Source organism: bacterium (assembly GCA_016708025.1).
Classification (GTDB): Bacteria; Zixibacteria; MSB-5A5; order GN15; family FEB-12; genus FEB-12.
Map to the genome: position 1 here is coordinate 1021158 of JADJGQ010000002.1, position 13643 is coordinate 1034800.

Consider the following 13643-nt stretch of genomic DNA (forward strand, 5'->3'; position numbering starts at 1 on the left):
TGTTTGTGGTCTGTACTTCAGAAGTGGTTCACATGGACTCTGGAACGCGCGGGGCGGTTCGGGAGTCTGATCGGGATGAGACGGCTTGAAGAACAAATCCCCGGGGTCAGGACCTAAGAAGTCCATAAGTGCAGGATTTCCGCTTGCGTCACCACTTGAAGTCAGTAAATTCCTACTTAGGAACTATTCGACAATAAGGTTGTTCTAAGCGAAATGAAGCAGGACCGCGCCAACATATCCCAGATGATGGAGAGCTTCGAGTCTGTCTGTCGGGCGAAGGGGCTCAGGGTCACCCACCAGCGGATCGAGACTTTCAAAGCCCTCCTGGGAAACCGGGATCATCCGACTATCGAGGATGTCTACACCCAGGTGCAGAAACAGCTTAAGACCATCTCGCTGGATACGGTCTACCGGACGATCGCGACCTTTGAAGAGTACGGCCTGGTCAAGCGGGTACATCATATCGACAATGCCACGCGCCTTGATATCAATATCTCCAACCATCACCACCTGGTCTGTACCAGGTGCAACAAGATAGAGGATTTCACCTGGCCGGATTTCGACCGGATGAAACCGCCAAGATCGATCGCGCACTGGGATAAGATCGAAGTCAAGCATGTTGTGATCAGCGGATTATGTTCCGCCTGTAAATCGAGCCGATGATCATGAACTCTCGATAAGATCAAGACATGGTTGTGTTAATACGAATTTTTCTTACATAGTAACAATTTGATTCAGGGCACACGGGTGTGCCGAGGAGCAAACATGAGTGATAAGAAGGAAGGGAAGTGCCCGGTCACGGGGGCGACTCACCCGCACGTCAAAGGGACGAGCAACCGGGACTGGTGGCCGAACCAGCTCAATCTCAAGATCCTGCACCAGCATTCTCCGCTGTCTGATCCGATGGGCGAGCAGTTTGATTATGCCAAGGAGTTCAAGAGCCTTGACCTGAAGGCAGTCAAAAAGGATCTCTATGACCTGATGACCAATTCTCAGGAGTGGTGGCCGGCGGATTACGGTCATTACGGCCCGCTGTTTATCCGGATGGCCTGGCACAGCGCGGGAACCTACCGTATCGGTGATGGTCGCGGTGGTGCGGGGACCGGCACTCAGCGTTTTGCGCCGCTGAATAGCTGGCCCGACAACGCCAATCTTGACAAGGCGCGTCGGTTGCTCTGGCCGATCAAACAAAAATACGGCAAGAAGCTCTCTTGGGGCGACCTGATGATCCTGGCCGGAAACTGCGCTTTGGAGTCGATGGGCTTTAAGACCTTTGGATTTGCCGGCGGTCGTGCCGATGTGTGGGAGCCGGAAGAGGATATCTATTGGGGTGCCGAAGCTGAGTGGCTGGGCGATAAGCGTTACACCGGCGAACGAGAACTCGACAACCCGCTTGCCGCAGTCCAGATGGGTCTGATATACGTCAATCCCGAGGGTCCGAATGGTGAACCGAATGCGGTCGCCTCCGGGCGGGATATCCGCGAAACATTCGCTCGCATGGCGATGAACGATGAAGAGACAGTCGCGCTGGTGGCCGGTGGACATACTTTCGGCAAATGTCATGGTGCCTCAAGTGCGACCCAGGTTGGTCCGGAGCCGGAAGCCGCAGGTATCGAAGAGCAGGGGCTTGGCTGGAAGAGCAGTTACGCCAGCGGCAAAGGTGGCGATACGATCACCAGCGGCATCGAGGGAGCCTGGACACCAACTCCTACCAAGTGGGATTATAGCTATTTCGAGGTGCTGTTCCGCTACGACTGGAATCTGGAGAAGAGCCCGGCCGGTGCATTCCAGTGGGTGCCCACCGATCCGGCGGCAAAAAATCTGGTGCCGCTGGCGCATGATCCATCGAAAAAAACTGCGCCGATCATGACGACGGCGGACCTTGCGCTGCGGATGGATCCGATCTATGAACCGATCTCCCGTCGTTTCCAGAAGAACCCCGAAGCGTTTGCGGATGCATTCGCCCGGGCGTGGTTTAAGCTGACGCACCGCGATATGGGACCGCGTGCGCGCTACCTTGGTCCGGAAGTACCGAAGGAAGAATTGATCTGGCAGGACCCAATCCCAGCGGTGGATCATGAATTGATCAACGAGCAGGATATTGCCACTCTCAAAGGTAAAGTGATGGGATCGGGGCTTTCGGTTGCTGAACTGGTTTCAACGGCCTGGGCCTCAGCCTCGACCTTCCGTGGCTCGGACATGCGGGGAGGCGCGAATGGCGCGCGCATCCGTCTGGCGCCGCAGAAGAACTGGGAAGTCAACCAGCCGCAGCAGTTATCAAAAGTGCTGCAGGCTCTGGAGACTATCCAGGCGGAATTCAACAAAGCGCAGACCGGCAAAAAGAAGGTCTCGCTGGCCGACCTGATCGTGCTGGCTGGATGTGCCGCTGTCGAAAAATCGGCAAAGGATGCCGGCTATGATGTCAAGGTACCGTTTGTGCCGGGACGCATGGATGCCTCGCAGGAACAGACCGACGTGGCATCATTCGCCGTGCTCGAACCGAAAGCCGACGGATTCCGCAACTACCTTCGCGAAAGCCGTGGATTGGCGGCGGAAGAACTGCTCTTGGATCGCGCCAATTTGCTGACATTGACTGCTCCGGAAATGACTGTCCTTATCGGTGGACTGCGTGTGCTGAATGCCAATGCAGGGAAGTCCCCGCACGGCGTCTTTACCGCCAAGCCGGGAGTTTTGTCGAACGACTTCTTCGTCAATCTCCTCGACATGAATACGCAGTGGCAGAAGTCTTCCACTTCGGAAAACCTGTTCGAGGGACAGGATCGGAAGAGCGGCAAGGTCAAATGGACCGGGACCAGAGTCGATCTGGTTTTTGGCTCTAACTCGCAGTTGCGGGCTTTAGCCGAAGTGTATGCCTGTGATGACGCGAAAGAGAAGTTCGTTCACGACTTCGTCGCGGCGTGGAACAAGGTGATGAATCTCGATCGCTTTGATCTGGACTAATCGCTTAAGTTGAATTGAAGTATCGTGTATCGCGCAATATCCCGGAGGCCGCATAAGCGGTCTCCGGGTTTTATTTTAGTGAGCGAGGTAAGTGAATGGAACTGGGGGGTGATCCCGGCATCAAGCGCCGTCAGGGATCTCCGCTTCGACTAGTTTCGCCAGCAGAACCAGTGACTCCTGCCAGCCGAGATAACAAGCCTCCGGCGGGATCATATCAGGGATCCCTTCCTGAGAGATATTAACCTCAGTGCCACACGAGACCTGCTTCAACACCACGGTCGTGATCATCTCACCGGGGAGATTTGGATCATCAAAGATATCGGTGTTGCGGATCCGTTCGTTGGGGACAAGCTCAAGATATTTTCCGCCGAAAGAATGACTGCTTCCGGTAGAGAAGTTGGTGAAGGACATCTTGTAGGTGCCGCCGACTTTGGCGTCGACATGGTGGACTTTGCCGGTGAATCCGTTCGGCGGGAGCCATTTGACCATGGCATCGGGATCAAGAAATGCGCGATAGACCCGTTCGGGGGTGGCACGCAGGACGCGGTGAAGACGGATAGTGTTTGGCATGGTCAGCTCTCCTTTCGTCGGGCATGGTCGCGTGATTGCGATACTGGACAAAAGGAAGCCAAATTACCTATGTTTGTCAAGTCGGGGCACTTTAGAGGCTTGCCGCGCTGAAGGTGTCCCCCTGGCTAACATCACCCGACTGATATCCCTTTAAGAACCAGCGCACCCGCTGCTCCGAGGTTCCATGGGTGAACCCATCCGGCACAACATACCCCTGCGTCTGCTTCATGATGCGGTCATCGCCGACCGCGGAGGCAGCATTGATCCCTTCCTCGATATCCCCCTCCTCAAGCAGCCCCGCAGTGCGCGCGGCGTAATGCGCCCAAACACCGGCGAGGAAATCTGCCTGGAGCTCCAGCCGAACGGAGAGGCGATTATACTCAGCTTCGCTCAACTGGTCGCGCTGCGACTGCACCTGTTGCATAGTCCCCATCTGGTTCTGGATATGATGGCCGACTTCATGCGCTATCACATAGGCGAGCGCAAAATCACCGCGGGCGCCAAGTTGCGCCTGCATCTGCGCAAAGAATTCCAGATCGATATATACGCGCTCGTCGGTTGGGCAGTAAAAGGGTCCGGCCGAGGCTCCGGCATGTCCACACGCAGACGAAATCTGATTGGAGAAAAGTACCAGGCGCGGCTGGCGGTAGGATTCACCGTTTGCGGCGAAAATCTGACCCCAGACATCCTCGGTTTCGGCGAGAATGACCCCGACAAACTGGCCTTCCTGTTCCTGCTGGGCACTCAGAGGTTGTTCTGCGCCGGTCGACATCTCAGTGCCACCGGGTTGCAGAGTCTGCATTAACTGGTCAGGGTTTCCGCCGAGCATGAGATAGAGCACAACGATAACGATCCCGCCCAGACCGCCGCCCATGGCTATCCCTTTGCCACCGAACCGTCGCCGATCCTCGACATTACTGCTAACACGTCGTCCTTGCCATTTCATGATCGCGGTGCTCCTTTAACGTGCGAGATGGTTTCCTACAGACGCAGGGGTCGGTCTTCTGTCGGTCTCTTCAACCTATGAATAGCTTGATTCGAGAGGAATGTCAATTGGGGTCAATATTGAGGGAGTTTAAACGGCAGCACCAGACGCGCAATTAATGTGATGGCGACGGCGTGCGCCGGAAGCTATATAGCGTGAAGAGGTCAACAGAATGGAAAACAAGAAGATACCGCAAACTTCCGCGAAACAGGGCGATCTGCCGAATGTCATTGCGTTCCATGCCGGGACGGACTGGAGTTCGCAGATGCACCTCAATCTGAACGAACATCTGGTGACACATCCGAGCGCGACCTTCTTTCTCCGTGTCAAAGGTGACTCGCCGGAGCATGGGGCGATACGCAATGATGATATCCTGATTGTCGATCGGGCGCTGACACCATCGCCGGACAGTATGGTTGTGGCGGTGATCGATGGCGCGCTGGTGATAGTCCCGTATCGTCAATTAGAGAGCGATCAAAGGCAGGGAGGAACCAGCGTAAAACCGGGGAATCCGCTGGCGAGTGCGGAGACAGCCGTTTGGGGCGTGATCACCTATGCCATTCATAAGATCTGACAAGGAGAAGGAGTCTACCCGACAGGGGGGGAAGTTGTCGGCGGTGGTGCATCCATGGTATATCCTGATCGACTGCAATAATTTCTTCGTCTCCTGCGAACGGGTGTTTGATCCGCAGCTTGAGGGGAGACCGGTCCTGGTGCTTTCCAATAATGATGGCGTGATCATTTCGCGATCCAATGAAGCGAAAGCGCTTGGGATCAAGATGGCGGCGCCGGTCTTTCAATTCCGCGATGTGATCCTCAAGCACAAGGTCAGCCTTCGGTCCGCGAATTTCACCCTGTATCGCGATCTCTCCCGCCGCATCGTACACACGCTGAGGCAATTCTGCCCCGATGTCGAAGTGTACTCCGTGGATGAAGTTTTCATGGCGATCCCGCCGATGGAGAGCGCCGCAATTGATACCCTGATCAGAACGATGCGGCGGACGGTCTATCAGTGGGTGGGTGTCCCTGTCGGCATTGGCGTGGCGGAGACTAAGACATTGGCGAAATTGGCGGCGGAGTACGCGAAAAAGGAGAAATCGACCGGCGGATGCTTTGATCTGGTTGCCTGTACATCGGAAGAACGCGACCGGATTCTTGGGCGAATACCAGTTGATGATATCTGGGGGATAGGAAGGCAACATGGCGAGTGGCTGCGTTCGCGCGGCATCATGACAGCGCTTCAATTGCGGGAGATCGATCAAGATAGGTTCGGGAAGAAGGCCGGGGTCACCGGATTGCGAACGGTGAAGGAGTTGCAGGGGATCTCTTGCTTATCATTGAAACGGGAGGATCCACCGCGCAAGATGATCACCTGTTCGCGTTCATTCGGCAAACGGGTGACAGATCTACAGGAACTGAAAGAAGCGGTCTCCACTTTTGCGGCGCAGGCAGGAAGAGAACTTCGACGTGACGGCTCGCTGGCCCAGCGGCTGACGGTGTATTGCAGTGTGCGGAACAAGTCAGAGGAGCCAGATGACTCTAACACTTCCACGATGAATTTGCCGGTAGCGACCGATCGGGACAGCGATCTGATCCATGCGGCGGTCAATGGACTCGAGAAGTTTTACCGCGAGGGTGTGGAGTATACTAAAGGGGGGATAACGCTCGGCCGGCTCACCCCTGCGGGGAGTCGTCAAGAAGATATCTTTGCGGGAGAGGAAGAAGAGCGGCAGGACAAGCTGAGCCATGTGGTCGATCAGATCAATTCGCATTTGGGGTATGGGACTATCAGTTATGCGGCGACCGGGACCAAAGCGGGGTGGCGTTCGCAGGCGGAGTTGCGCTCGCCCAATTACACGACGAAATGGGATGAATTGCCGGTGGCGTACGGGGAACGAAAGATGATTGGCAGAAAGCGGTGAGTAAGTGGGATATCAGACAGCTGAAGGCATCGCATTTTGCTTGCACATGAATTTCTTCCAGGCAATTCGACTGATGGACTCTCCACCTGCCGGGAATGCTATTATCCAAACCTCATGGTCTGATTCACCCGCGACCAGTTGATAATCAGTCGATCAGACCTTAAATTGGCCGACCAGGTCGCGAAGCTGTTCAGACAGCGATGAGAGTTGGCTGGCGCTGGTGCGAACCTGTTCGCCGCCCGACCGAATTTCGCCAGTCGCCGAATTGACAGCCGCAATGTCCTGAGCTGTCGATCTGGAGACCAGTGCCGTCTGGGCCACTCGTTCGTTAACCTCTTTCACACCCGCAGACGCGTGAGCGATATTTCCGGCAACATCTCTGGTCACGGTGGCTTGTTCTTCAATCGCCGTGGCGATGGAAGCAACCAGTTGGTTCACCTCGGCTATTACCCCGGTGATCTTCTCAATATCAACAATGGCGTTGCTGGCAGAGCCCTGCACGCCATTGATCTTGGCTTTAATATCTTCGGTAGCCAGAGCAGTCTGTTTAGCAAGTTCTTTGATCTCGTTGGCCACGACGGCGAATCCTTTTCCGGCAGCTCCGGCGCGTGCGGATTCGATGGTTGCATTCAGCGCCAACAAGTTGGTCTGAGATGAGATTTCGGTGATCATTCCCGTTACTTTGCCGATCTCTGTGGCGGCCATGCCGAGTTGCTGCATGAGCAGCGAGACTGCGGCCGCCTGCGATCCGGCATCGTTGCTGATAGCGCGGGCCCGTTCGGAATTGGTGGCGATCTCGCCGATCGTCGCGCTCATCTCTTCGGTTGCGCTCGCCACTGTCGTCAGGTTGACAGTCACCTGTTCCATGCTAGCGGCGACCGACACTGTGTTCGCACTGGATTCTTCAGCCGCTGCCGCCACGGCAATCGCTTTTCCGGACATCGTCTGGACTGACTGGGATGTCTGCGCACTGACCGCAGAAAGTTCGGTCGCGGCCGATGCTACGGTCTCGACGTCTTGCGTGAGATCGTGCAGCAGAGACCGGGTGTTATTGACCATTCCATTGAATCCGCGGGCAAGATCTCCGAATTCGTCTTTTCTCTGGAGAGATGCACTAGAGACATCCTTCGAAAAATCACCTTTGGCGAGGAGTTCGGTGAAGGCGACGCTCTCTCGGAGTGGCACTAACATGCGATTCAGGTAGATCAGGAGGAAGGGTACTATGACCAGCAGTGCAAGTATGGAGATCACGGCTGCTGACTGGAAAGCACTGGTGGTGGCATCAGCAATCGCCTCGGTTGACTTGACCATCTTCATGCCGCCAAGTATGGCCTGATTTGCCGCGTCATGGCATTGCGTGCAGGCAATTTCATTGGTAAAGACGTGGTAGGTGACGAGCACCGGTCTTCCATCGATGGTCGAAGAGATGGAGGTATCGCGCTTGGCAATGGTGACGGCTTCCCAGATAGGGTCGGTCATCTTCGATCCCACCTGATTTTGATCAGACGATCGCTTCACTGTTCGGTCGGAATCGAAGATCGTCAGTTCTCTTAGGGATCCGGTCGCGACGAATTCTTCAGCTAAGGGCTGCAGGTTCTCGTTTTCACCGTGAGTCATGATCTGGTCAATCTGCTTCGACAGCGATTGATTGAGTTCCTGCAGGTTGCCGGCATAAATGGTCTTGATCACCTTGCCTTGTTGCCGGCCGTTCAGAACAGCCATGACAGTGAATACCACTAACAGGCTGATGCACACAAAGACGGAAATCTTCACCTTAACTGACGATAACCTCATACTGCTCCTTTGCTGCGTAAGATGCGCGGCCTATCGGCAGTATACATTATCGACCGGCCAGTCTATTTCTCCAGTGTAGAGGTTTCGCTAAGATTGGCGAGCAGGCGGCAAGAAAACTCTGAGCCAACGAGAAGAAGCGTTGTTGAGCAGGAATGGTCCTGAAGTGACTAAGCCCATCGCGGGCTGCGGAGTCGACCGCAGATGGTAACGCAGCTAATGCGTGACGTCTATTCCGAGATCCCGTACTCCTGCATTTTGGTGTACAACAATCGGCGGTGGATCCCCAGATAGCCGGCCGCCTTGGTGCGATTGTAATTAGTGCGGATCAGCGCTGTGCGGATCAGATTCTCTTCTGTTTTGGCCAGAATATCTTTCAAAGACATCCCGTTTTCGAGCTGCTTTTCCGGATGTAGCTGTGCATTTCCACCCCGGCTGGGGGCCGGCAACTGACCGATGGAGACCATATTCTCGCGGGCAAGCACGATCGCGCTCTGGATCGTGTTTTCCAGTTCACGCACATTTCCCGGCCAGGAGTACGATTGCAGTGTCTGCAAGTCCTTCTCCGTGACCACCAGGTCCCGTTCCGGGCTGTACTTCTGAAGGAAGTGTCGAACCAGGAGGGGGATATCTTCGCGGCGTTCCGCCAACGGAGGGATATTGAGTTGCACTACATTCAGGCGATAAAAGAGATCCTCGCGGAACCGGCCTTTCCGGACTTCTTCGCCGACATCACTGTTGGCCGCCGCGATCACGCGCACATCCACTCTGACCGAAGTTTCTCCGCCGACCCGGTAGAACATTTTATCCTGCAGCACGCGCAGGAGGCGAACCTGCAGAGCCGGCGACATCGTGTTGATCTCATCAAGGAAGATCGTCCCGCCATCAGCCAACTCGAATCTCCCCTGGTGTTGAGAGATTGCGCCGGTGAAGGCTCCCTTTTCATGGCCGAAGATCTCGCTCTCCAGGACGCTCTCCGAAAACGCACCGCAGTGTACTTTGACGTATGGCTTTTCCGACCGAAGCGAATGCCGCTGAATTGCGTCAGCGATCAGTTCCTTCCCGGTGCCGCTTCCTCCCTGGATCAAGACGGTGGCATCCGTCGCCGACACGCGGCCGATCAGCTTGAAGATATCTTTCATCGGCGCGCTGCTGCCGATGATCTGGACGCTTGATTTATCCGTGATCGTAGAGACCTTGCTTCGCAATTCCCGGACCTCCGAAAGCAATTCGGAATATTCGGCCGCGCGCTGGACGATCAGCATGAATTCATCCAGCTCAAACGGTTTCTCCATGTAGTCATATGCTCCGGCCTTCATAGCCCGGATCGCTCGTTCGCTGGTGCCGTAGGCTGTGAAGATGATAACCGGGAGATCGGGTTGGGAATTCCGGATCTCGCCCAAAACAGTGATACCGTCCATACCGGGGAGATTGAGATCGAGCAGGATCAGATCGAAGCGGTGATCGGCAACATGCTTCAGCGCTTCCGGACCATCGCCAGCCTCGAGCACACTATAACCCCGGCTCGACAGCAGGTCGACCAGGTTTTTGCGCATCGAGACTTCGTCATCGACGATCAGTATCTGTTTAGCCCTTCTCATGTTTTAAATCCCTTGTTGTTTGAGTCGGAAACTCGATCACGCAGACTGTCCCGCCCGTCTCTTCCGGGTGCAGGTGGATCGTGCCACCGTGCGAAACCACGATCTCGTACGAGATTGACAGGCCTAGTCCAAATCCTTTTTTCTTGGTCGTCACGAATGGATCGAAGACCTTGGTCTTTAATTCATCCGGGATGCCGCTTCCGGTATCGCGGATCATCACGCAACAGAGTTTTCGCGCCACATCATGCCGGGTCGTCACTGTTATGCTCCCGGCTCCCTGGATCGCTTCATATGAGTTCATCAGCACATTCATAAAAACCTGTTGCAGGGCGCTCCGGTCAGCCCGGATCGGGGGGAGATCCTCCGCAAATTCGGTGACCATCGAAACCTGTTGATTCCCACCGCGCATATCCAGCAAAGCGATCGTCTGGTGCAGAACCGACGTGATGTCGGTCATCTCCATCTTAAGCGGCTGCGGTTTGGAGAAAACGAGCAATCGTTTCACCAGCTCTGCCAGCCGGTCCACTTCGGTCACCACCAGTTGCAGCGAATCATCGGAGATGACATTTCGCTCTTTATCCGTCACGGACAGCTCTCGCAGCGAATGTTGCCACATCTGGATCCGCGTTTTGATGATCGCGAGCGGTGTTTTGACCTCGTGCGCCACACCTGCGATTACCCGTCCGAGCGATGCCATCTTTTCCTTATGATGCAATTCCCGTTCCAACTGTTCACGACGGGAGTTGTCCAGTCGCATCGTGTGAAGCATGATGTTGATCGCACTGGCGATCACACCAAGCGTCCCTTTTCCTTCTTCGATCGTTTCAGCGTCGCCATGTTGCACGCGTTCGAGGTCGCGGCGCATCCGCTGAATTTCACGATATTGCGTCACCGAGATCACCAGCGCCACGCTGAATCCCAGCAACGCCACCAGTGCGCCTATGTTGATGACTTCGCGGAGCTTGGCGGTTGGAAATTCACGTTCGATATGCGTTCGCGCCCAGACCACTGCCACGATCTTCCCCTGGACCTCGATCGGCTCCGTCGCCAACGGGAAAATGGCCGGATCAAATTGCAGCAGATCAACTTTGCCGCGACCGTCGGCAATCGTCTCCTGGACCTGGTTTTTGATCAATGCATAGGATCGCGGAGGCGGCCCGTAGACCGGAATCGGAGGGGGAGAGGTCGGGTACGAATAGCCGAAGAACTCTTCAAAAGCTGTGAGATAGAAGCCCCCCTCCATCCCATCTACCGGAGTGAAGATACTGTCAGACAGCATCTTAAGTCTATTGTCGAGTTCCTGCTTGTCCCGCAGAGACTGGAGCGGTGAATCAAACAGCCCGGATTGGACCAGACTGTCCAGGGTAGCTGTCGATGCGCCATGAAGTTGTTCTGCCACAACGACTGCCAGTGATGTATTGGATCGGATAATGTCATTTCGCCATTTCTCCAGCGAGAAATGTGTGGCTACCAGAATAGCCCCGATCAACCCCAGAAATATCGAGGCTACAACCAAAGAACGTCTGTGGATCCGAAAAAAGCTCATAACTGTTTGCCGTTCAATGTACGACGGCCAGGGGGGCACTGCTTCCCTGCTTCCCCGGCGCGGTCGACGAATTCAGTCTCAACAACATTCATGCCTACTCCGGAAGTCGCTGGTCCAGTGGAGAGAGGGACCGTTTCAAGTCGAAAAGTCGGGCTTTAATAGCACGTCCGTGTGGGCTAATATAGCACATTTTCCGGCAGATGCAATGATATCTGGACAGGGATATCCACACTCCTTAATTGCGCTTACGGGCATAACCGGTCGTTTCGCCACTTTGGCACGCGGATTGTGTCTACTCTGGAAGGACCGTCCGACAAACGTCTGACTTTGACGGCCATGGAACGAGTAAAACCCGGATGCGGTCACCCCGTGTGACCTACACAGACCGCTCCGCAATGTGACCCGATTGGAGGGCAGGATTGAATAGGAGTTCAGTAGTTTATCGGCTGACCATGCTTGGGTTGGCAATTGTCGCCCTGTTGTCGGTTTCGTCGTGCGACAGATTGTTCGTGGACGATGGTGACGACGCAGTCGGGATCACCGAGTTGGGCGGCTATTTTTATTGTCTCGATAACACGGATTACACGCTCAAGATGTTGGACCACAACCTTCGCGTGCTGAAATCCTGGCCGCTCACCCCTCTGGCCGCCGCCACCAGTTTCCAGGGTATCACCTTTGATGGCGATAATCTCTGGGTTTCGGTGGCTGGTTCGACCGACATGATCTTCCGGCTCGATGCGAGCAGCGACAGTCTGGTCGTGCTGAATTCATTTGATGCCCCGCCTACGGCTCGCGGGACGATCCGCGATCTGGCCTGGGATGGCAGCAATCTTTGGGCGATCAATAGCGGATCGGAAACCTACCTGATCCCGCCTACCCTCTATAAATTGAATCCAACTGATGGAGCGATCATCGAAGAATACCCGCTCCCTGGTCCTGAACCGCGTGGACTCGGCTATGTTGGACCGAACGGCGATGTCTACGGTTCCGGGGCCGAACCGGGATTCTATATTTCCGACGTCACGCTTGACTCGATCTACGCCTTTCTTCCAGTCAAGAAGACTTTCCTTGGCGCATTCACCGCGCCTCTTCCACCGGCAGGTGAAAGTTACATTTTTCCGGTCGGTCTTACCTTTGATGGGCGGGACTTCTGGCTGATCAATTCGAGCAGTCTGGGAGATTACCTCTTTCAACTGGATTACACCGGCGCACTGCTCAATCGCATTGAACTTCCTTTCACCTCTCCCGGCCCATTGGTGTGGGCCAACAAAGATATTCGCATTGCCCAGGCGCCAGTTGTTCTTGGGGTAGCCCCAAATACCGGAGCGCGCGGTGGTGTGCTAACGGTCTCTATCACCGGCAACTACTTTATGCCGGGAGCCGGACTCGATGTTGACTTGGGCGAGGGGATTGTCATCCAGACGGTCAGCTTCGTCAACAGCTCGACAATTCATGTGGATATTGAGATTGCTGATGATGCCGTATTCGGCCCCCGCGATGTTACTGTCACCAACCCGGATGGACAAGTGGCGATCGGAACCGGGCTCTTCACCATCCTGAGTATCGATCCGCTGGCCGGATTCCTCTGGTTGTGCGATGCGGAAACCGATTCGCTCTTCAAGATACGAATCAGCGATACCGCAATCGTTGCCCGCTGGAGCACGCTTGGACTGGCACCGGGTGGTTCGGCCCAGGGGCTGGCTTTTGATGGTGCGGCAGTCTGGATGAGCGCAGGCGGAACCGATGACGCCATCTATCAACTCAATACGTCGGGTGCATCGCTGACCTCGTCCAACACGATCGCGGCGCCGATCACCGGCAGTGATGTGATCCGCGATCTGGCCTTTAATGGTTCGGATCTCTGGGCCTGCAACAGTACTGCGGCCAAGATCTACAAGCTGAACTCGGCCACCGGTGCAAAGCTGGATTCGATCGCGACTCCCGGGATTGAGGCGCGCGGTATCGTCTTTGCCGATGGCAACCTCTACTGCAATGATCGCGACCTTGATTCGATCTATGTGTATGACTTTGGAAATGCGACCTGGACGGCTCAGTTTGCCGTGCCGATCCCACCGGGCGGGACAACGAGTAATCGATTTGCCACCGGCATGGCCTGGGATGGCATCAACTTCTGGATCGCCAACAGCACCGGAGTGTACGATTACCTTTTCCAGGTGACCACCACTGGTACGGTTCTTCGCACTTACGAAGTTCCTTATCGCGATGCCGCCCAACCGTCAGGCCTGACATTTACGCAGGAGTAAGGT

At 55.3% G+C, this 13643-nt stretch carries 10 protein-coding genes; 5 read left to right on the forward strand and 5 right to left on the reverse strand.

Translation table 11 applies throughout. The features are described from left to right. The first annotated feature begins 213 nt into the window (after positions 1-213). The gene (locus IPH75_10625) at positions 214-663 is read left to right on the forward strand and encodes a transcriptional repressor (GenBank protein ID MBK7142523.1); all 450 of its coding nucleotides are present in this window, start codon (positions 214-216) and stop codon (positions 661-663) included. 102 nt (positions 664-765) lie between these two features. Beyond that, a complete protein-coding gene (gene katG / locus IPH75_10630) occupies positions 766-2961 on the forward strand; it encodes a catalase/peroxidase HPI (GenBank protein ID MBK7142524.1) in 2196 nt (731 codons plus the stop codon). Between the two features lie 120 nt (positions 2962-3081). Here the strand turns inward: katG and IPH75_10635 are convergent, their stop codons facing one another. Then, a complete protein-coding gene (locus tag IPH75_10635; protein MBK7142525.1) occupies positions 3082-3531 on the reverse strand; it encodes an SRPBCC family protein in 450 nt (149 codons plus the stop codon). A gap of 91 nt (positions 3532-3622) precedes the next feature. Continuing rightward, the gene (locus IPH75_10640) at positions 3623-4477 is read right to left on the reverse strand and encodes a zinc metallopeptidase (GenBank protein ID MBK7142526.1); all 855 of its coding nucleotides are present in this window, start codon (positions 4475-4477) and stop codon (positions 3623-3625) included. A 211-nt stretch (positions 4478-4688) separates the two neighbouring features. On the opposite strand from IPH75_10640, the gene IPH75_10645 reads away from it, so the two are divergent. Together IPH75_10645 and IPH75_10650 are read left to right on the forward strand one after the other, a co-directional pair. Continuing rightward, complete coding sequence (locus tag IPH75_10645) at positions 4689-5090, forward strand: LexA family transcriptional regulator (GenBank protein ID MBK7142527.1); 402 nt, start codon at positions 4689-4691, stop codon at positions 5088-5090. Continuing rightward, on the forward strand, positions 5071-6438 hold the full coding sequence (locus tag IPH75_10650; GenBank protein MBK7142528.1) for a Y-family DNA polymerase: 1368 nt from the start codon (positions 5071-5073) through the stop codon (positions 6436-6438). Before IPH75_10645 ends, IPH75_10650 begins: the two co-directional genes overlap by 20 nt. Positions 6439-6591: 153 nt before the next feature. Here IPH75_10650 and IPH75_10655 read toward each other — a convergent pair whose 3' ends face one another. From IPH75_10655 to IPH75_10665, 3 genes are all read right to left on the reverse strand, one after another. Further along, the gene (locus IPH75_10655) at positions 6592-8232 is read right to left on the reverse strand and encodes a methyl-accepting chemotaxis protein (protein MBK7142529.1); all 1641 of its coding nucleotides are present in this window, start codon (positions 8230-8232) and stop codon (positions 6592-6594) included. A 227-nt stretch (positions 8233-8459) separates the two neighbouring features. After that, complete coding sequence (locus tag IPH75_10660; GenBank protein MBK7142530.1) at positions 8460-9830, reverse strand: sigma-54-dependent Fis family transcriptional regulator; 1371 nt, start codon at positions 9828-9830, stop codon at positions 8460-8462. After that, the gene (locus IPH75_10665; protein MBK7142531.1) at positions 9817-11319 is read right to left on the reverse strand and encodes a hypothetical protein; all 1503 of its coding nucleotides are present in this window, start codon (positions 11317-11319) and stop codon (positions 9817-9819) included. Before IPH75_10665 ends, IPH75_10660 begins: the two co-directional genes overlap by 14 nt. Positions 11320-11795: 476 nt before the next feature. Here IPH75_10665 and IPH75_10670 point away from each other — a divergent pair, with 476 nt between their 5' ends. Further along, complete coding sequence (locus IPH75_10670; protein MBK7142532.1) at positions 11796-13640, forward strand: hypothetical protein; 1845 nt, start codon at positions 11796-11798, stop codon at positions 13638-13640. Positions 13641-13643: the final 3 nt, after the last annotated feature.